Below are 20,093 nucleotides of genomic sequence, written 5' to 3'. Positions count from 1 at the left end.
GTTCGCGGGGCGAACCGGCCTCTCGACCAGCACACGCGATTACCAGCGGTAGTGAGCGAATGCCTTGTTCGACTCGGCCATCTTGTGGGTGTCTTCGCGGCGCTTGACCGCGGCACCCAGGCCGTTCGACGCGTCGAGGATCTCGTTGGTGAGACGCTCGGTCATCGTCTTCTCGCGACGACTCTTCGCGTAGCTCGTGAGCCAGCGGAGTGCGAGAGTGTTGGCACGGTGAGGCTTGACTTCGACCGGAACCTGGTAGGTCGATCCGCCGACGCGGCGCGACTTGACCTCGAGAGTGGGGCGCACGTTGTCGAGCGCCTTCTTCAGGGTGACGACGGCGTCTGCGCCGTTCTTGGCCGCGACGCCCTCGAGTGCGTCGTAGACGATGCGCTCGGCGAGGCCCTTCTTGCCATCAAGAAGGATCTTGTTGACGAGCTGGCTGACGATCGGTGCGCCGTAGACGGGGTCTGCGACGACGGGGCGCTTGGGTGCTGGTCCCTTACGAGGCATTACTTCTTCTCCATCTTCGCGCCGTAACGGCTGCGAGCCTGCTTGCGGCCCTTGACGGCCTGGGTGTCCAGTGCGCCACGGACGATCTTGTAACGCACACCGGGCAGGTCCTTCACACGACCGCCACGCACGAGCACCATCGAGTGCTCCTGCAGGTTGTGGCCCTCACCGGGAATGTACGCGGTGACCTCGGTGCCGTTGGACAGCTTGACGCGGGCGACCTTGCGAAGAGCCGAGTTGGGCTTCTTGGGCGTGGTCGTGTAGACGCGGGTGCAGACGCCGCGCTGCTGCGGGTTGGCCTTCAGGGCCGGCGTCTTGGTCTTGGTGACCTTCGGAGTTCGGCCCTTGCGGACCAACTGCTGAATGGTTGGCACTACTTCTCCTATTTTCTACTGCACGGTGACAGCTTGCTTTCGCGTAGCAATCGGCGGCGCCCGCGTGCGGGATTCGACCGATGTTCTTGTGGACCCGCCGACTGCACACGCGAGCGTCTGCAGAGATTGTGATGGTGGGTATGCCGTGGGGGCCTGCCCCAGAGAGGGGCTGCCCTTGTCTTGCATCAGACTGGTCTGTCGCAAGAATCTCGTCCCGGACGAATCCGAGTTGAAAAGTGGGCGTGCAAGAATGCACACACCCGGCAATATTAGCCCGAACCGGGGCTTCGGTCAAGCGAGCCAGACCGCTAGAACGGGAGCACCGACGAGGAGAACGTGATCGCTCCGTCGGCGACAGAGACGGTGCCGGCGGGCCGGTAATTCGGCAGGCTCGTGCCCGACGGGCCGGAGCGACCGGCGCTGTCGACGGAGTCCGCGAGCACGTCGAGCGTTCCTGCCGTCGCGGTCGAGACGACCCAGCCGCTGCCGACCCAGTCGCCGATGGAGTAGGTGGGCCTCACCGTGAGAGTCCAGCGGATATTCGAATAGCTGACTCCGTCCTGCGCTCGCGCCTCGAACCCACAGCCGGTGGGCGCGAGACTCTGTTGCGCCACGCATCCGTCGACGTAAGCGTCGACAGCGGCCTGGGCGGCGGAGGTTCCGGCCCCGGTGAGCGTCGTGGTGACCGCCGCCGTCGCGACGCTTCCCGCCGCATCCTCGGAGAGGCCGACGACGTTGGCCGTTGCTGGCGCGGCATCGAACAGATCGCTGTCATCGACGACCGAGACCTCGTAGTCGCCGGGAAAGGCCCGAAGGCTCGACTCGTCGGCGTCGTCGTCAAGGGCGTTGTCGTCGACCTGCACGGCAAGACCAGACGGACCCTGGACCTGCACGTCCACCACGCCGAGCGGCAGGGGCTGCAGCTGCCATGTGTCGAAGACGACGAACGTCTTTCCGGCCTTCGCCAGTTCGAACTCCTGCGTGTAGCTCGTTCCGCCCTGGGTGATCTTGGCCGCGACCGTGGCGGTATCCCCGATCGTCTTGGGCTTGCCCACGCTGAAGTCGGTGATGTGGTTGGTCGACGCGTTGTAGGCCTCGTCGGTGAGCAGACCCGATGGCTTCTCCCCCATCGCCTCGAGTGCCGACTCCGCTCGGCCGTCGACCAGATCCTGCAGGAACGCCTTCACCTGAGTGTCCGGTGCAACGCTCGACGAGATGGAGGAGCCGGCCACGGCGAGGCCGACGCCGCCGAGAATGACGACGGCGGCGCCGATGGAGAGGCCGATGATCAGACCCTTGCGCGATCTGGGTGCTCGCGGCTGGGGCTGGGGCTGAAACTGCGGTTGCTGGGGCTGCTGAAACTGGGGCTGCTGGAACTGCGGCCCGCCCGGATATCCCTGCGCCGACGCGGCGGATGGCACCGGGGGAACCGGTGGAACGGGAGCGGACGACGCGGGGGGAACGGGCGGCACCGGGGGTACGGGCGGCACCGGGGGAACGGGCGGCACCGGGGGTACGGACGATCCGCCCTGCGGCACAGGGGGAAGGCTGTTGTCAGACATCGGCGGCTCCTCGCTTCGAATCCCGGATTCCCATCCAAGCAGAGATCGCCGTGGGGCAGGCCGCCTACCCGGTTGCGGCCGGCCCGATCACTCGCCCTCTTTCTCCCAGGGCCAGGACGCCCTGCCCTGCCCGGCGCCGAGAATCGCCAGACCGACGGCCGACACGAACGCGGCCCCGATCACCACGATCGTGTACGCCGTGGGGGCCTGGGCCGCGATGACCAAGAGGAGGGCCGTCATGCGGCCTGTCGCCACGAACTGGAGGATTCCCAGGGCAGCGAGTTGTACGGCGACCGCCCCCAGCGCGAGAACGGCGGCTGATCCGAGCACAGCGCCCAGACCCCTCCCGCTCACCGTCGACCAGCTCGGCGAGGCCAGGGCGATCATGACGGCGATGGCACTGACCGCAACGGACACCGGCACCACGATCGGTCCCACCTCGGGATCGACCACGACATCTGTCTCGCCCAGAAGGCTGACGAATCCCCAGCCCGCGACGACGAGGGCGACGTAGAGCGCGGTCGCGAAGACCGACCGTCCGTAGCGGAGACCTCGACTCGGCACAGCGTCTACCAGGCTGGTGAACCCTGAGGCGCCGTGGCGGGCGCCTCAGCCATCGTCTTGTCGTAATCCTCACGTGCGGCCTGATTGCGCTCCTTGACCTTGCGGCCCCTGGAGGAGACCCAGGCCCCCGTCCACACGGAGACCTCTCGCGCGACGATCGCCGCGACGATCGGCAGCGGGTCCATCAGAAGCGAGCGCAGGAACTCACCGAGGGCTTCCTGGCTCATCGTCCAGCCCTGCACGGCGAGGTAGGCGCCGACGATGGAGCCCGCATAGACGACGGCGGCCACGACGAAGCCGCCGATGATGTAGGCCCACCAGCCTGCCCGGTTGAGGATCAGCACGAGGAGGATGAACGCGATGGCGAAGAAGAGCACCGGAACGATGAAGGCGAAGTTGACGAGGAATCGCGTCAGCGTCGACACCGCGTTCTCGACCGCGGGGTTGAAGGCGAAGAACAGCGACGCCACGGCCGCGTACACGACAGCGAAGGCCACCGTTCCCAACAGCGCGATGACGGTGCCGAAGAGCCGGTTGCCACGGCGGGCGGGCTGCTCGGGGCGGGCCACGTAGACCGGCGTCGGTGCCTGCGAGTAGATCTCTCCACCCGGGATGCCCGAGGCCGGAGCTGGCGGAGCGGTCGGAGCTGCAGTCTCGTTCTGCTGGGCGAGCGGCGCGCCCGTGGTGTGAGGGTTCATCGGCGGAACAGTGGTGCGGACGACGTAGGGGTTGGCTTCTTCCGCCTCACGATTCTCGGCGGGGCTCGTCCAGCCCGTCGACTCGGGCGCACCCTGCTCGCGCTCGCCGCCGGGGCGGACGACCACGGGCTCGAGGGTGCCCGGCTCGACGCTCGAGGGTTCGGCCACGACGAACTCCCGGGCGGATTCGGTCGGCGGCTCGGCCTGAGGCTCTCGCCGGCGCTCGGGGCCGTCCGGGGAAAGCTGGTCGCGGTCGGGATCGTTGTCGGTGCTCATAAGGCCATCCTGCCTCCCGGCATGCCGGTTCGCCAGGAGGCGCGGCGCGTGGCTTCTGCGCGAACGAACGTGCAGCGAGCCCGTGTCAGCGCACGGTGAAGGACTGACGCCCGAGGCGTACGACGGCTCCGACCTCCGCCCGATTCCGCTCACCGGGCCGGAGGGCGACAGGCGACCCGCCGGGCTGCACGATCACCGTGCCGTTGCCGGAGTCGAGGTCCTCGATCCACAGGCCGAGGGCGTCGATCTCGAAACGGGCGTGCACCTTGGAGACCGAACGCGCCGGGTCGTCGATGCTCACCAGCTGAAGCGCGCCGTGGGCTCCCCCGTCGCGCGGAGCCCGTCCGATGACTCCCGTACCCGCGATCGTGACGAGCTGTCCGGAGCTGAACTCCAGAACGAACGACGCCGGATGCGGAGCTGGCGCCGGTTCGTCCCGCGCATCGACCGGCCACGGTTCGACGTAGGGGATCCGGGGTGACCGGGCATTCCAGAGTCCGGCGCCGGCGCTATGCGGGAACGGAGGCAGTACCGGGTCACCCACGCCGACCTCCCGCTCGAACGGCTGGTCGCGACGGCGTCGACAGCGACCGGAGGCGTACGGTTGCCCGGATGCGTTGCCACAGCGTGAACTCCCGTGCCCACGCGGCCCTGAGGGTGACCAGGTCGGACCAGTACTGGTCTGCCTCGCGCGCGTCGAGCTGTTCATCCGCGAACACGGCCGCGTCGGCCCGCCTCGCGAGCGTCTCCAGGTCGACCCCGTCGACCACGCGCGAAGCCTCGAGCCGGGTCGCCGACGCCGGCACGTCGTACCCGTAATCGAGACCGGCATCGACGAGCTCCTGCCATCCCCCGGCGATGCGGGATGCGGCATCCGGCTGCCGTCTCCGCCGTCTCCGCCGCACCGCTTTGGTTCCGGCTATCAGAATCGCCGGCGCGCATACGACCAGCAGAGCCAGCGCGACGACACCGACGACGCGCACGATGCCGAGCAGCACAGGCCAGAACGCATCGGGGTCGTCGGCCTTCTTCTCGTCGGCGTCCGGCCTGTTGGGCTCGACGGGAGTGTCGTCGGCGGCAGGGGGCGGCGGGATGACCACCTGCGGCCTCGAGACCTGCTGCTTCGTGTCCGGAAGTTTCTCGGGTATCGGCCGGTCCTCGGGCGTCGGATCGATCGCGACCCATCCGTAGCCGGCGAGATCCACCTCGACCCAGGCCGACACATCCGACCCCGTCACCGTGGTGCTGCCGGCCTGGGGCGCGAAGCCCAGAACGACCCGAGACGGAAAACCGATCTCGTGCGCCATCAGCGCGACAGTGGCGGCGTACTGCTCGGCGTCACCCAGCATCAAGGGCGCGGTCAAGAGCTCGGCGATGCGATCGGCGCCGTGGCCGGAGCGACTGTACGGCCTGCCGTCGTCTGCTCCGTGGCTGATGTACCCGGATGCTTTGATCGCCTCGACGACGGCCGCCAGCTTCTCGCCGGGAGCGTCGAGTCCCTGCGTGTCGGCGGCGACCGCGGTCGCGACCGCGTCGGGCACATTCGTCGGCTGCGGCACGGATGCGTCGCCCGGCTGAGCCGCTCGCAGCTCGTCGTCGTCGGGAACCGAGGGAACGATCGCGTCGACGGTGTAGCTGTCGCCCTCGCGGACTCCGCCCAGCACAGCCGCCGTGTTCGACGTGCGGTTGTAGTAGAACGCATCGGTCAGTTGCGACGCGCGAGCCCCGTCGAACGACACCCGTTCCACGTCGCCCGTCGTCGGAAGCCATACCCCCCGGTACCCGGACACGACGACCCGAGCCGAGACGGGCATCCCCGCCTCGCCCGTTCTGTCGATCGTCGACGGCACCCGGGCGAAGAAGCCGGATGCGCTGTCGTTCACTGCGTCGCCGACGCTGTAGACCACGCCGTTGTACGTGTCGAGGGCCGCGAGTCGGATGCGCGCACCGGCGGGGAGCCCCTCCACGTCGAAGAGCGACTCGCCCACCGCGTCTGAGCTCCAATAGGAACGGAATCCGCTGAGCGGGCTGGCGTAGTCACGGGGATCGAAGGGCCGCTCGACCGCGGTCCGCACGACGCTGCGAGCCCCCTGAGGCGCGAGCGCTCCGGCGCCGGACACTCCGGCAGCGACGGCCACGGAGAGCACGACAACCGCCGCGATCACAGGGCGCACCGATCCCCGTCGATCGGACACAGGCTCGGGCGAGCGGGCATCCGGTTCTGTCTGGCCTGCCAGCAACGCGATCGCCCGTCGTCGAGCCCGCCGCGCCCGCCAGGTCATCCAGGTGATCGCCACGACGAGAAACGTGACCGCCGGGGCGAAGGGCGACCAGGAGACCGCGGGACCGAGCGCGAGGCCCGTGACGGCGACGGCGATCGGAATGAGCACCGCGACACCGCCGCGGCGCGTTCGCAGGGCGAGCGACAGCCCCAGCACGGTTCCGCCCAGGAGCAGCACGAGCGCGGGCGAGAGGAGGGACTGGTAGCTCGAGACAGGGAGGTCGACCGTGACGAGCTGTTTCCACCCGAGTGCCGTTCCCGTCACGAGGTCACGCAGGCCGTCGAAGCTCGGCAGCAGACCGAAGATGGCCCGGCCGGGAACGGCCAGGGCCACGCCGGAGACCAGGAACACGGCGATGGATACGCCGAAGACGACGTAGCCAGGCCAGCGCAGGAGCGCCCCCGCCCAGGCCACCGCCGCACCGAGAACGAACGCCGCTGCGGCCAGAACGATGAGCCGCGGCGTCTGGTAGATGGGCCACAGGGTCGAGGCAGCAACGGCCATGAGCGCCACGAAGAACACGGTATCGGCCGCTGCGGAGCGCAATTCGACGGCGCGTGCCCGTCTCACGAGGCCGCCCTCGCGAGAGCCTTCTGCACGTCGTCGAGATACCCGACCGTGAGAACACGGAGCTCGCCGACCCGGCGCAGGCTGGGAACGATCCCCGGGTTGCAGACGATGGCGAGCACCTCGACTCCGGGAGGGAAGGCGGCCGAGGCGGTGCGCAGCTGCGCCGCCGTCCCCTCCGATCCGCAGACGAGGATGGCGACGGACGCCCCGGAGACGGATTCCGCGCTCCCCCGCGCGAGGGCCACGAGCCCCGACGCCAGTGGGCTGTGGTCGATGCGCGCGAGATCGTCGAGCAGCCGTGCCCGGCTGAGCGAGCTGAGCCGCTTCGGAGCGGTCACGGCCCTCCGGGCGAACTCGGGGGTCTCCTCGCTGGCGAGAACCGACACGTCGCGTGCGTCGCGGATCGCGCGGATTCCGATCGAGCCTGCCACGCTCACCGCGAGTTCGAACTCCTCTTCGGAGTGGTAGTCGGCGCTGGCCAGGGACAGCGCGATCACCAGGTGACTGCGCCGCGTCTCCTCGAATTGGCGCACCATGAGCTGGCCTGTCCTGGCCGTGCTCTTCCAGTGGATGTGGCGACGATCGTCACCCGGCGCGTATTCGCGGAGGGCGTGGAACGACACGTCCGAATCGGTGAGGTCGCGCGTGGGATTGCCCTCGAGGTCGCGGATGAGCCCCGTGCTGGTGGCGGGAATCGGAATGGTGAGGGGATGCACGAACAGGTCGAGGTGGGAGGTCCACACGTATTCCCGGCGGAGGAGTCCGACGGGATCCGCCCTGACCGTTCTCACGGGCCCGATTCGCACCACCCCACGCCGCGAGGTGGGCACGGAGAAGTCCCTGCTCGTGCTGCCCCCTCGGGAGATGCCGCCGAGGTAGAACTCGGCCAGGCCGCGGCCGACAGGAACCTCCGATTTGGCGGGCGGCAGGCGAAAGCGGCTCGGATTGCGCACCGTCAGAGTCGCCCTCGCCGCGTCGCCGACGACAACCCGGTCTCGGTCGATCGAGAGTCCGATGTCGTACGAGTTTCGGCCGAGGAGAAAGAAGACCCCGACAACGAGCAGCGCGAACCCGGTGAACGCGACCACGATGAGTTCGATCCAGCCGAGAAGATAGCCGAAGACGGCGCCGATCACGACGGCGGCCGCGACCGATAGGCCGAGACCGGTCACCGTGGCGGAGACCCAGCGCCACGCGCGCTCGATCGACGCACGGACGGTACGCAACACGCGGCGCAGCCGAACACGCGCGGTCAGATGGATCTCGTTGTCGTCGGCGCCCGACGCACGCGTCCTGGTGTAGGCGTGCGTTCCGGTCAGACCGGTGAGATCGCGTTGCGTCTCGGTCGCTCCGGATGCCGCCTGCTCGCGCGCACGGCGCGCGGCTCGGCGGCCGAACGCCGTTCTCTTCGCGCGCACCGCGCGCCTCGGGCGCTCCGGCGCGCCAGGACCGTCGGCCCCGGCCGTGCGCCGCGCTTCGTCGCTCACCCCGCCTGCGCCCTGTCGGTGGGCGGCGGGGTCTCGAGCAGGATCTGGCCGATGACGCTGGCCGCCGTGACGCCGTCGAACTCGGCCTCGGGATCGAGGACCAGCCGATGGGCCAGGACGTTCTCCGCGAGGGTCTTGACATCGTCCGGCGTCACGAAATGCCGCCCCTCGGCAGCCGCCCAGGTCTTCGAGGCGCGCACGAGCGCCACCGCGCCGCGCACGCTGGCGCCGAGACGCACCTCGACGGCGCTCCTCGTCGCATCCACGATGTCGGCGACATAGTCGAGCACCGCGTGACCGACGTGCACGGTGCGGGCGAGATCGGCCATCTCGACGATGTTGGCGCTCGTGACCACGGCGGGAATGGTGCTGTCGTGAGTGCGCGTGGCCGCGCCCTCGAGGATCGCGATGGTCGACGATCGGTCGGGGTATCCGAGCGATGCCTTCATCATGAATCGGTCGAGCTGGGCCTCCGGCAGTCGGTAGGTTCCCGCCTGCTCGATGGGGTTCTGTGTGGCGACCACCATGAAGGGGCGGCCGACCCCGTGCGTGGCGCCATCGATCGTCACGCGGCCCTCCTCCATGACCTCGAGCAAGGCCGACTGGGTCTTCGGGCTCGCCCGGTTGATCTCGTCGGCCAGAACGATCGATGCGAAGATCGGCCCCCGGTGGAACTCGAAGACGCCCTGCTTCTGGTCGTAGATGCTCATCCCGGTGACGTCGCCCGGCAGCAGATCTGGGGTGAACTGGATGCGGCTCGATGTGCCCTGCACGGTCTGCGCCATGGCGCGAGCCAACGACGTCTTTCCCGTGCCCGGCGAGTCTTCGAGCAGCAGGTGACCCTCGCTCAACAGGGTGGCGAAGGCCAGCTTCACGACGTGGGTCTTGCCGAAGACGACGCGCTCGACGTTCGTGACGAGCCGGCCGAACACATCGGCGAACCAGACGGCCTGCTCACGGTTCATGGTCATGGTCGTGCTCCTGATGTCATGGTCGTCGGCGCCTCAGCCGCACGACTTGCCGCTGCCGCGCTGACGCAGCTGGTTCTGGTCGATACCGTTCGTAAAGTCTCCCCCATTGCCGATCGTGCGCACGACCACTTCTTGGGCGTCCGCCAGGGCACCCAACGGCGGCACGGTGGGATCGTCGGACCAGGCCGACCAGAATCCAGGGATGCCTGCGAGCGACGATCGGAAGGAGTACTGGAACTCCCACGACACGGAGCCGGGACTCTCGAGCACCGCCGAGACGGGGCTGCCTGCCACGCAGGACACCACCGTCGCGTTCGCGTTCACAGGGCTCACCGAGGTGGTGGGGGCCGCCGCCTCGCTGCATCGAGTGGTGCCGTCGCTCGTGATACACGATGTGAAGGTCCACGGGCCCGACCCGGAGAGCGGCGACCCTGCCGAAACCGCGCCGCCACCCGAGACCTGGACGGTGTACTCGGACTCTGCGGTGTTGGGCAAGGTCGTCGGCGTCGCGGTGTCGACGGCCACTCCGTAGCGACCGTCAACCGGCTGCTGGTGTGTCAGGGTGACCGTCGGTGGCGCCGGAGGAATCAGCACACGGACACTGCCTGTCTGTGCCGACGCGCAGCCCCAGCCGTTGTCCGCGTAGACCACGTACACGAAGCGGGAGCCGACATCGCCACCGGCTGACGGGATGACGACGCCGGGCGAGACGACGGGGGTACCGGATGCCTGACTGCAGCCGGGCACGGACGCCGTCGCCCCGTAGCGCACAACGGAGTACGTCACGCCCGATGCGCCGTTCGCGCCGAACGGCGACCAGTCCACTCGAACGGACCCGGCATTGTCGACGATCGTCGCGGTGACCGCGGTCGCGGCTGGCCGACCCGCAGCGGTGACCGCACCAGAACTCGACCTGTTCCACGGGATCTGACCGGGGTACAGCGCGTCGGCACCGTTCTCCGCCCAGACCTCGGCCGTGTATTCGGTGCCGGGAACGCCCTTGAATCGCAGCGACGTGGCCGAACGGTCGAGCGTGATCGTCGATCCACCGATCTGCACCTGCACGCGCTGCACCGCGCTGCCCGGTGTCGGGTCGGCGATCGGCTTCCACGACACCACGACGTATCCCTCGTTCGACTGCGTCTGATCGGCAGCCTCGCGGGCGATCGTGACCTGCTGCGGAGGCGCGGGAATGTAGTCGCTGCGCATCGGCGCGCTGCGGCCGCTGGGTGCGGATTGACCGTACTGGTTCACCGCGATCGAGTAGAACGTGTAGTTCTTTCCCGCCTGCAGATCGGTGAGCAGACAGGTCGCCGATGCACCGCAGTCTTTCGAGTACCCGCCGTTGTCATCGCTGCGGATGATGAACGAGGTGATGGCGGCTCCGTTGGGATAAGGAAGCGGCGCGGCAGACACGCTGAGCTGACCGTTGACGAACCCGGCACCGGAGAGCACGGGCGCAGCGGGCTGATCCGGCACGTCGACGATCGTGATCGTCACCGTTCCCCATGTGGCGCGCGTCGGATCCTTGGTCGCGTCGGCGACCTGGTACTGCATCGAGACCTGACCCGTCGCCTTGAGATCGAGCTGGGGCGACACCGTGACGGAGAGGGTGCTCTTGTCGGCGCTCGGGGTCACCTGCACGCCGGCCGGGACGGCTCCCTGCACGGCGACCACGCTCAGAGGCTTGTCGGGGAACGGGTTGGTGGCCGCGTCGTTCTCGAGAACAGGGATGGTGGCGGTCTCGCCTCGACGGATCGTGAGGCTGTCGGCTCCTGGACTCACGAGAGGTCGTGTCGACGTGACGACAGAGAGCCTGACGATACCGGCCTTTCCTTCCGTCTTCGCATCGCGCACACCCACCGTGAACTCCGACGCGCTGCCGACCTTGGCATCGGCGGCCGCCGCGACCGTGAGCTGGGTGCCCGAGAGCGAGGTCGTGAATCCTGAGCCCGGTTGAGACGTGAGCGCGTACACGAGCTGATCCACATCGGCCGGATACGGGTACTTGGTGAGGTCGCGCAGCTCGATCACCCGGGCGTCGCCCGGCTGCAGCCCGAGCTGGGCGCCGGAGAAGACGGGAGGCTGGTTGTCGCGGGGCGTGACCGTGATCGCGAGCACGATCACCGCCTTGCGGCCGTTCGGATCATCCGCGCTGGATCCGTCGGTGACCTCGAACGACAGCGACGCCGGGCCCCAGTATCCGTCGCGACTCGTGAACGTCAGGGTGCGGGAATCGACCACCAGATTCGAGCCGTCGGCATTGCTCGCCTTCACGGTCGCCTCGTCGGTCAGACGCACCTGCCTGCCGCCGGCGGCGACCACGTAGTCATTGATGTCGATAGACAGGGCATCGCCGCTCAAAACCTGCAGAGGCTTGGCGGTCGTGCGCAACTCGGGCAGTGCGTCCTCGAGGCCGGGCACCCAGATGAACGCGGTGGCGCTCACAGCGGGGTCGTCGGATCTCGAGACCACGAACGGAATGATCTGACTCTTCTGCTGCACCGTCACGCGCACCCGGTCGTTCGGCAGCACCGAGGCCGTCGTGTCGTACCCCGGCACGAGCGACAGAGTGAGCGAATCGAGATCGCCCTCGGCATAGAAGACCTTGCGCATCACGTCGACCGTGACCTCGTCGCGTCCTTGGATGTCGCTGAGGTTGAGCACGGTGTCGTCGGCCTCCGGCCGCACCGGAGGCGCGTCGGCATCGACGCGGACGCGAAGCCAGGCGGATGCCTGCTGCCCGCCGTCGTTCTGAATCGTGTAGAGCACCGCGTAGTCACCCTCGGCGTCTGGTGCGTGGAACGTGATGCGGTCGGCCGATTTGGGCACGTCGACGACGGCGACGGCGGATTCCGCTCCCTCGATGCGGAGCGGGCTCGCATTCGGATCGGAGTCGTTCTCGAGCACCCGCACGGTGAGAGCGGTGCCCGGAGTGGTGACGACGACGTCGTCGACCGCGACAGGGAGGCTAGCCGTATCGAAGCTCGGACTGATGCCCACCCGCACGACGCCGGTCGCGCGCGCTCCGAGGCTGTCGACCACCTCGTAGGAGAAGGTATCCGTGCCCTGCGAGGCGGCACCCGCCGTGTAGGTCAGCACCTCGCCCGCGACGGTCACGTTTCCCTGAGTCGGATTCGACGCGGCGCCGACGAGCCTCACGGAGTCGCCGTCGGCATCCATGTCGCCCAGCGGCACGGGGATCGTGACGGTGTCGCCCGCGAGCACTCGAGCCGACAGGGTGGGCGGCACCGGCGCCGTGTTGGTCGCGGCGTCGGCCTCCCTCACCGCGATCGTCACCTGGGCCGTGTCGAATTGCACGTCGGCCGTCGTGCCCAGCCGATAGATGGCCGTGTAGTCCCCCGGCTCATCCGGCGCCAGGTAACGCAGGCGGTTGCCGGAGACGAACAGCAGCCCGCCGCCCGACGGCACGTTCTGCACGAGCTGCGGATCGAGCACGAGGGGCTTGCGATTCGGATGCTCGTCGTTGGCCACCACGGGTATGTCGACGACCTCTCCCACGCGCACGGATACGCTGTCGGCCACAGCGACGGGCGCCTGCAGCCGCTTCGGCTCGGGAACCTGGTAGACGGTGACGACACCGTCGGCACTCGAGAATCCGTTCGTGGCCGTGTACGTGAACGTGACGGGGGCGGCGAGAGGATTGTTGAGCCGGACCCGCAGGATGCGGTGCTCGATGACCTCGACGACGACGCCGGACCCGGTGGGGACACCGCTCACGCCCGCAATGCTCAGCACTCCCCCGGCGGGGTCGATGTCGGACGCGAGCACGTCGACCATGTCTGTCTGCTGCTGGTAGAGGAACGCCACCGTCGGAACGGTGATCGGCTTGGTCGATGCGTCGGGCGCCGCGTCGATGTCGACCCGGATGATGCCCGTGGCCGTCTGCTGCGCCGCGTCGGTCACCGAGTACGACAGGTAGTGCACTCCCGCCTTCTGCGCCTGAAAGCGGAAGGTGCCCTTGGAGTAATTGGGCGTGATCTTCGTCTCCGGGTAGTCGGCGACGTTGCTGAGGCGGATGACGCCCGTGCCCCCTCGCACATGCGGGAGGGGTGAGATCTGCAGCTCCTGGCCCGTGTAGCCCTGCACGAGGAATCCGTCGGTGAGGATCGGAACGGAACCCGGGTCGGACACGGCTACCCGCACCTGGCCCGTTCCCGACAGCGTGAAGTCGGAGACCTGCAGCCCGATGTCCTTCTCGGCTGCTGCTGTGCCGCCGTCACGGAAGTCGAGCTCGCCAGCGGGCGAGAACGACACACGGTCGGGCTCGGCCGTCTGCGCGTCCTCCAGGTACATCGGGTCGCCGTCGGGGTCGTACCAGTCGCCGAGCACATTCGCCGTGAAGGAGCCCCCGGCGGCTACGGTCGCCTTCGTCGTCCTCGCTTGGACGGGAGCCGAGTTCTCGCCCGGGGCGCGCACTGTCACCGAGACCGTGCTCGTTGCCGTGCCGCCTCGGCCGTCGGAGATGGTGTAGTCGAACGAGAATGTTCCGGATGCCTGCGGCGTCAGCGTGACCTGCAGTTGCTGCGCGGTGCTGACGAGGTCGACCTTCGCGATCGCAGGATCGATCTCGGAGGTCGCCGTGATCGAGAGGACGTCGCCGTTCGGGTCGTAGTCGTTGAGCAGCACGGGAAGGATGCTGGAGACGCCCGGGCGAGCGCCGAAGTCGTCGGGGGTGGCTACGGGCGGCTGCTGGTCTTTGACGAGCTCGGGCGGGGTGTCGTCGTCGACCTCGTCGTCTTGTTGGGGATCGTCGTCGTCGTCGATCAGCTGATCCCAGTTGTCGATGAGACGGTTCTCGTGCTGCACCGCCCACACGCGTCCTGCACCGCGCTCGTTGAGGACGACGTAGCGTCCGTTGCTCCGGAATGCCAGGTCGTCCTCGGCCGAGACGCCGGCCAGCTGGCCGCGCACGGCATCCGCCGAGCCGCAGCGCTGCCAGGTGGTTCCGTCTGCCCAGGCCGCGTACGCGCATCCGTCGTCGACGAGCGGCTGTGTCGGTCGCCCGTCGGCACCGTCGACCAGTTGCTCGACGTCGCCCGTCGACGTGTCGATGCTCAGCAGGCCACCCGTGTAGGCGAGCAGCAGGGGCCCGTCCGTCGTGGTCGACGCCGCGAGCCGGAGCTCCGCCGACGAGGCGATGCGGTCGGACAGATCGATCCGCGATCCGCCCACCAGCACGGCGCGACTCGTCACGTCGAGAACGGATGCGACGCCGCCCGTGCGTGTGATCTGCAGCTCGTCGGAATCCTCAACATCGAGGCCCGACACAGGCTCGGAACGCGGCTCGGCGCCGGAAGCGAGATCCGCTGTCACGAGCCGCTGAGACTGGCGGTCGAATCCCACCAGCGTTCCGGTGTCGTCGACGGCTACGACGCTGCCCGCATCGAGACTCAGCAACGGCTGGGCCGAGTCGTCGAAGGCCTCGAGATTGGCCTGGCGCACGACCCACACCTCGCCCGTGGCGCCCGAATGGATGACGATCTGGCCCTCGACGAGCATCACGTCGGGGTCACCCGCCGGAAGCGGGGTGGTGGAGGTCACCTGCGACGAAGCGGGATCGATCACCTGGAGTGTGTTGCTCGTGTGATTGTGGGCGAGCACGGTGTCTCCCCGCTGCAGCACGTCGATGTCGCTGCCCTCGCTCGTCACCACCGTGTTGAGTTCGAAGACATCGGTGTTCGCCCGCCCCACGACCTGGCGCGCACCGTTCGTCACCCAGACCGACGCGTCGTCGAGCTCGAGTTTCTGCTCGGTGTACCCCGTCGACACGAGTGCGATCACGAGAACCACGGCCGTGACGACGAGCACGCTCACCGTGGTGATCGCCTGGGAAGCGTGGGCGCGGAGCCAGCGGAAGATCATCAGCCGGCCCCGGCCGATGCGCACTTCTCGGCCGATGGATCGCCGAGTCGGCCGTCTCTCGAGACGCGCACCGTGATGCACTCGGGAACGAGAGGGTCGGCCTGAACGGTGAATTCGGTCGTGGACTGGGTCGATGTCGAGCCGTCTGCCGAACGGATCACATAGAGGTCACCGTCTGCGACCCCGGGGTCGCGCCACGAGAACACGATGGTGTCGGCGCCGGAGCTGGCGCGGATGTCGCTGACGGCAGGAATCGAGGTGTTGAGTGCACCCAGCACGAGCACGACCGCAGCGACGACCGCAGCGACCAGCACCAAGGCGCTGCCGACGACCGCGGCGATCACTCCGGGCCTGCGCAGCGGCTTCGCCCTGGCCGTCGTGGCCTGCCTGATGACGGTGACGCTCGAGTCGGTCGAGTCATGAGCCGACTCGCCCCGTCGACCACGATGACGCGTGCGAGCACCGCCCGCACCGCGTACCGAGACGCCGCCCTGCGCCGCCCTCGTGAGCGGTGTGGCGGACGCTCTCTGAGCTGCAGACGGGAACGCTTCGTTCGAGATGTCGGCCGCGGTCTGCGGGAGCGAGAGGGTCGACTCGATGAGCTGGAGCCCGCGGACGACCTCGAGAACGCTCGCGGGGCGCGCCGCGGGGCTCTTCGACATGCATGACGCGAGGAGCGTCTCGAGCTCGGCCGGAACATCCGGTCGGCCCGTGGGCGGCACCCGGTCGCGGCCGACGATGCGGCGTTGCAGGTCATCGCGCGTGTTGCTCTTACCCGGATACTCGAAAGGACTGCGACCCGCGAGCATCGAGTAGAGGGTCGCCGCCAACGACCACACCTCGCTGCGCACCGTTCCGCGCGTCTCGGACTGCAGCACCTCCGGTGCAGACCAGGGAACGCTCATGCCCTCGGCCTCATCGCGATCGGCCTCGGCCACGGTCGCCGCGATTCCGAAGTCGGCGAGCACCGGGTGGTTGTACTGCGTGATGAGGATGTTCGACGGCTTGATGTCGCGATGCAGAAAGCCGAGCCGGTGGGCGCTCTCGAGCGCGCTGCCGATCTTGACGCCCGCGGTGAGCACCTCAGCCAAAGGGATGCGCTCGGTCTTGTACCTCATGCCGAACGACGAGGGGCAGTACTCCATCACGAGGTACGGGCGTCCGTCCGGTGCGATGCTCGCGGCGTGCACCGTCACGACGGACGGATGCGTCGCCAGCTGCGACATCAGATTCGCCTCGGAGAGGAACATCGCCCGCACGCTGTTGCTGGCCACGCCCGGCAGCAGGACCTTGACGGCGACGTCGGCCCGGGGCAGCGCCTGCTCGTAGAGGAAGACGTCCGCGAATCCACCCTTGCCCAATGCACGCAGGTGCGTGTAGCCCGCGAGAACCGGCGGCTGTGACGGCAGCCTGCGAGCCATGGGCGTTCCTCTTTCGAGACGGGTACGTGGGGCGGGGCGAGAACCTCTTGACTGTCCCCCAGAAGCCGTCCCTCCACTGTACATATGCCATCCCCGGCATCGTGCACCTGGAGCCTCCAGTGGGGTGCCCCCAATCAGGGTCACACGATCAGTCGTACCGGGGAAGAGTGGTGTCGGCATCGGCCACGTCATCGCTCCGCAGCACCTCGACGACGAGGGTGGTCACGTTGTCTCGTCCTCCGGCCGCGAGCGCCGCCTCGAGAAGCAGACCGGCCGCGTCGTCGGCGTCGGTGGCCTCGGCCAGCAGAAGGCGGATGAGGTCGACGTCGACCTCTTTCGTCAGGCCGTCGGAGCAGATAAGCAGCCTGGCGCCCTCCGAGACGGGGATGAACCAGAGATCGGGAACGGGGTTCTTGCCGAATCCCACCGCCCTCGTGATGATGTTCCGGTTCGGGTGCGACTCTGCCTCGAGTGCCGTGATCCGGCCCGAGTCGACCATCGCCTGCACGGCGGAATGGTCGACGGTCACCTGTGTCAGCACACCGTCGACCAGCGAGTACACGCGCGAGTCGCCGATGTTGAACACCGCCCAGTACGGTCTCCGGCCCTGAATGGTCAGAGCGATTCCGGTGACGGTCGTCCCGGATCCGGCTCGATCACGGCTGCCGGCGATCTCTCCGATGTCGTCGCTCGCCTGGCGGAGAGCTCGGGCGATGTCTTCGGTCGACGCGAAGTCGCCCGACATGTATTCCGCCAGCCGCATGACGACGGCCGCGCTCGCCTCGTCGCCCGCGGCGTGTCCTCCCATGCCGTCGGCGACAGCGAAGACCGGTGCAGCGGCGAGGTAGCTGTCCTGGTTGCCCGCGCGTTTGAGTCCCGTGTTCGTCTGGGCCGCCCACGAGAGAGCCAACTGCCCGCCGTCATCGGGCAGCGCCACCGTTACTGCGCCCACGGTCGAGGCGGCGACGTTCACCACGACGCCCCCTCGGCGGGCAGAGCGCCCGATCGCTCGACGATCTGGAGCACGACGTCGTCACCCAGGTCGAGCAGGGTTCCGGCCGCGACGACCCGACTCGCACCGGGGCTGAGCAACGACGGAGCCGCTCCGGGTGCACGCACGCGCGTTCCATTCGTCGACCCGAGATCGCGGACCACGACCGCGCGGCCCTCCTGCAGGATCTCGACGTGAGTCGAACTGACCTCACGGCGAGGCGACGGCACCGCCACGAGTTCGGGCACGAGGCCGGACGTGATGCGCGGGCTCTTCGGCGATCGCCCGACATAGACGGCGCGGTCGAGCGCGACCGTGCGACCGTCGGGAAAGGCCACGGCCATACCATGTGAGGCACCGGCGGCAGCCGTCGGATCTATGCGCGTTCGCCGACCGCTCGTGGAGGGAGCCCCTGCGTTGACGTGGGCGCTGGCGGGGATGCTCGGGATCGCCGGAAGCGAGGGCGGCAGGAGCGGGGCGGCGACCGGGTCTGCTGTGGGGCGTGGCGAGGAGGTGCCTGTCGACGATTCGGGGCGCGAACGGCCCGGGCCGATGACGGTATCGGCGGAGGCATCCGGATCATCGGTCGGGTCCGTCATCGCGGGCGGCTGTCCCAGGATGGTCTGATCGTCGGCGATGGCGTGCCTGCCTTCGGCGGCGGCGGCGAGGGCGGGCTGGCCGATGATCGTGTCGTCGACATCGTTGCCTGTTCGGGTCAGCGATTCGGGAACCGTGTTTTCGACCGCCACGTTTGCGCTCCGGCGAATGATCGTGTCGTCGTCGACGCCGTCCTCCAACTCGAGCGTCGCGACGTCGCCGATGACATCTCCGACATGCGCGGAGGAAGGCGCGCTGGCGTCGCGGACCCAGACCAGCACGGACACGTCGGCTCCGACCAGCAGTTGCACGGCGCCATCGGCCGAGCGTCGAAGCTGACTCGCTTTCGGATCGATGACATCGGGGTGAATGTGAAGAGTCACCGGCTCAGGCCATTCGACGCGCATCAACCCAGCACCCACCTGAACTCCCGCCCTGCCGTCGACGGTCGTCGTCGCCTGTCGCGGCCCAGTTTATTACGCCGGAGCTCGCCTCCGTTCCTGACCGACGGCTTAGGCTCGAGCCTGTGGCAGAGGCTGTGATGAAGACGCTCCCGTCGAAGACGGTCGCCCGGCTGACACCCGATCCGTTCGTCGCCGGGGCGCTGACCTTGCACCTCGATTCAGCGCCGCAATCGCACATCTCCCTGCGCGATCCACGCGATCTCTTCTACGACTACGTGCGACGCATGGGAACCGCCATCGATCTCGCCGCTCCGGCCGGCGAGCCGATCGATGTCCTGCACCTCGGTGCGGGGGCGCTCACCCTCGCCCGCTATGTCGCCGAGACGCGACCGGGATCCCTCCAGCTCGCCGTGGAGAGCGAGAAGGGGCTCGTTCCGTTCGTGCTGGCTGCGGCTCCCCTGCCACGATCTTCGACGATCGATCTGATCGAGGGCGACGCTCTCGGCTCGCTCGGCGCGCTCGCCGCCGCGGATTCGGCCTGGAGGGAGCGGGCGGACGTCGTGATCTGCGACGTGTACGCGGGGGTCGAGACCCCCGCGCACCTCGTGACGCCGGCGTTTTTCGAGGCCGTCGACAGAGTTCTGGCTCCGAATGGCGTTGTTCTGGTGAACGTGGCGGACGACGCCGATCTCTCGCGGAGCGAAGCTCAGCTCGCGGCCCTCAGAGCGGTCTTTCCCGTCATCGCGGTGATCGGCCCGTCCGCTGTGCTCGCCGGCCGCGAGGGGGGAAACGTCGTGTTTCTCGCCGGAGCGGACCCGGCCATCCTCGATCGGATGCCGGCCCTCGCGGCGGCCGGGCCGCATCCGGTCGCCTGGCGCATCGTCGTGAACGAGTGAGGCGGGGCACGTACGCTCGTGCCTCGTCGCCTCGCTCTGACGATCTCGACGGATTCGTGAGAGTTCATCGCGCAAAGCGCGGTACGGTCACCTCATGAGAAGTACCGCCGTCGAGCGCCGTTCCGATGCCGCGAGAGTCGCTCTCTCGCACTTCGCCAGAGGCGGCTACGACGGCACCGCGGTGAGCGCCATCGCGTCAGAACTCGGGGTGTCTCAGCCGTATCTCTTCAAGCTGTTCACCAGCAAGTCGGCTCTCTTCCTGGAGTGCGTCAATCTCTGCTACGACATGATCGAGCGGAACGCGATCTCCGCGCTCAAGGCCGCATCGGAGCACGGCCGGGTGCCGTCCCTCGACGATATCGGCGACGCCTATCAACAGAGCATCGCCGATACGGATCTGCTGATGTTCCAGCTTCAGGCCTGGGCAGCATCGGGGGCGCATCCCGAGATCAAGGCCGTGGTGGCCGCGCGCTTCGTGCGATCTCTCGAGCTGGGCCGGGAGATGACCGGCTCCAGCGCCGACGAGATGAACGAACTGTTCGCCCGGGGGGCTCGGCTCGTCGTCACGTCGGCGCTGGGAATCGGCCTTCTCACCTGAACTCAG

At 68.4% G+C, this 20,093-nt stretch carries 15 protein-coding genes; 2 read left to right on the top strand and 13 right to left on the bottom strand.

Translation table 11 applies throughout. From position 1 onward, the window contains the following. Window positions 1–39: 39 nt before the first annotated feature. The 13 genes from rpsG to ASF79_RS13280 form a co-directional block, all read right to left on the bottom strand. Window positions 40–510, bottom strand: coding sequence for a 30S ribosomal protein S7 (rpsG, locus tag ASF79_RS13340; RefSeq protein WP_044440000.1), 471 nt, complete (start codon window positions 508–510; stop codon window positions 40–42). Further along, window positions 510–884, bottom strand: a complete 375-nt coding sequence (gene rpsL, locus ASF79_RS13335) for a 30S ribosomal protein S12 (protein WP_044439998.1) — start codon at window positions 882–884, stop codon at window positions 510–512. Before rpsL ends, rpsG begins: the two co-directional genes overlap by 1 nt. A 308-nt stretch (window positions 885–1,192) precedes the next feature. Continuing rightward, the gene (locus ASF79_RS13330) at window positions 1,193–2,446 is read right to left on the bottom strand and encodes a hypothetical protein (RefSeq protein WP_156366258.1); all 1,254 of its coding nucleotides are present in this window, start codon (window positions 2,444–2,446) and stop codon (window positions 1,193–1,195) included. A gap of 87 nt (window positions 2,447–2,533) precedes the next feature. Continuing rightward, window positions 2,534–3,010 (bottom strand): hypothetical protein, encoded by a 477-nt coding sequence (locus ASF79_RS13325; RefSeq protein ID WP_055778119.1) that lies wholly within the window; start codon window positions 3,008–3,010, stop codon window positions 2,534–2,536. 5 nt (window positions 3,011–3,015) lie between these two features. Then, window positions 3,016–3,984, bottom strand: coding sequence for a hypothetical protein (locus tag ASF79_RS13320; protein WP_055855584.1), 969 nt, complete (start codon window positions 3,982–3,984; stop codon window positions 3,016–3,018). Between the two features lie 85 nt (window positions 3,985–4,069). Further along, entirely contained in the window at window positions 4,070–4,528 is a 459-nt protein-coding gene (locus ASF79_RS17500; protein ID WP_055855582.1) for an FHA domain-containing protein, read from the bottom strand. Then, window positions 4,521–6,836, bottom strand: coding sequence for a transglutaminase-like domain-containing protein (locus ASF79_RS13310; protein ID WP_055855579.1), 2,316 nt, complete (start codon window positions 6,834–6,836; stop codon window positions 4,521–4,523). The genes ASF79_RS17500 and ASF79_RS13310 overlap by 8 nt, the downstream gene beginning before the upstream one ends. After that, window positions 6,833–8,323, bottom strand: coding sequence for a DUF58 domain-containing protein (locus tag ASF79_RS13305; protein ID WP_156366257.1), 1,491 nt, complete (start codon window positions 8,321–8,323; stop codon window positions 6,833–6,835). The genes ASF79_RS13310 and ASF79_RS13305 overlap by 4 nt, the downstream gene beginning before the upstream one ends. Further along, window positions 8,320–9,294, bottom strand: a complete 975-nt coding sequence (locus ASF79_RS13300; protein WP_055855578.1) for an AAA family ATPase — start codon at window positions 9,292–9,294, stop codon at window positions 8,320–8,322. Before ASF79_RS13300 ends, ASF79_RS13305 begins: the two co-directional genes overlap by 4 nt. Window positions 9,295–9,327: 33 nt before the next feature. Continuing rightward, window positions 9,328–15,204: an Ig-like domain-containing protein gene (locus ASF79_RS13295; protein WP_055855574.1), complete on the bottom strand. Its 5,877-nt coding sequence runs from the start codon at window positions 15,202–15,204 to the stop codon at window positions 9,328–9,330. Then, window positions 15,180–16,601: a serine/threonine-protein kinase gene (locus tag ASF79_RS13290; protein ID WP_055855571.1), complete on the bottom strand. Its 1,422-nt coding sequence runs from the start codon at window positions 16,599–16,601 to the stop codon at window positions 15,180–15,182. Before ASF79_RS13290 ends, ASF79_RS13295 begins: the two co-directional genes overlap by 25 nt. Before the next feature lie 148 nt (window positions 16,602–16,749). Further along, window positions 16,750–17,577, bottom strand: a complete 828-nt coding sequence (locus ASF79_RS13285) for a PP2C family protein-serine/threonine phosphatase (protein WP_235500761.1) — start codon at window positions 17,575–17,577, stop codon at window positions 16,750–16,752. Further along, entirely contained in the window at window positions 17,571–18,572 is a 1,002-nt protein-coding gene (locus ASF79_RS13280) for an FHA domain-containing protein (protein ID WP_156366256.1), read from the bottom strand. Before ASF79_RS13280 ends, ASF79_RS13285 begins: the two co-directional genes overlap by 7 nt. A 143-nt stretch (window positions 18,573–18,715) precedes the next feature. Here ASF79_RS13280 and ASF79_RS13275 point away from each other — a divergent pair, with 143 nt between their 5' ends. Both ASF79_RS13275 and ASF79_RS13270 read left to right on the top strand, forming a co-directional pair. Then, on the top strand, window positions 18,716–19,489 hold the full coding sequence (locus tag ASF79_RS13275) for a spermidine synthase (RefSeq protein WP_055855565.1): 774 nt from the start codon (window positions 18,716–18,718) through the stop codon (window positions 19,487–19,489). A 94-nt stretch (window positions 19,490–19,583) separates the two neighbouring features. Continuing rightward, the gene (locus tag ASF79_RS13270; protein WP_055855562.1) at window positions 19,584–20,087 is read left to right on the top strand and encodes a TetR/AcrR family transcriptional regulator; all 504 of its coding nucleotides are present in this window, start codon (window positions 19,584–19,586) and stop codon (window positions 20,085–20,087) included. Window positions 20,088–20,093 lie beyond the last annotated feature (6 nt).

It is taken from the genome of Agreia sp. Leaf335 (assembly GCF_001423605.1).
In the GTDB taxonomy this organism is placed as follows: Bacteria; Actinomycetota; Actinomycetes; order Actinomycetales; family Microbacteriaceae; genus Agreia.
This window is presented reverse-complemented; position numbering and strand designations above follow the sequence as displayed.

Excerpts from the sequence above, each read along its gene's own strand:
- rpsG (WP_044440000.1), bottom strand. The coding sequence starts at position 510 with ATGCCTCGTAAGGGACCAGCACCCAAGCGCCCCGTCGTCGCAGACCCC.
- ASF79_RS13330 (WP_156366258.1), bottom strand. The coding sequence starts at position 2,446 with ATGTCTGACAACAGCCTTCCCCCTGTGCCGCAGGGCGGATCGTCCGTA.
- ASF79_RS13320 (WP_055855584.1), bottom strand. The coding sequence starts at position 3,984 with ATGAGCACCGACAACGATCCCGACCGCGACCAGCTTTCCCCGGACGGC.
- ASF79_RS13300 (WP_055855578.1), bottom strand. The coding sequence starts at position 9,294 with ATGACCATGAACCGTGAGCAGGCCGTCTGGTTCGCCGATGTGTTCGGC.
- ASF79_RS13290 (WP_055855571.1), bottom strand. The coding sequence starts at position 16,601 with ATGGCTCGCAGGCTGCCGTCACAGCCGCCGGTTCTCGCGGGCTACACG.
- ASF79_RS13270 (WP_055855562.1), top strand. The coding sequence starts at position 19,584 with ATGAGAAGTACCGCCGTCGAGCGCCGTTCCGATGCCGCGAGAGTCGCT.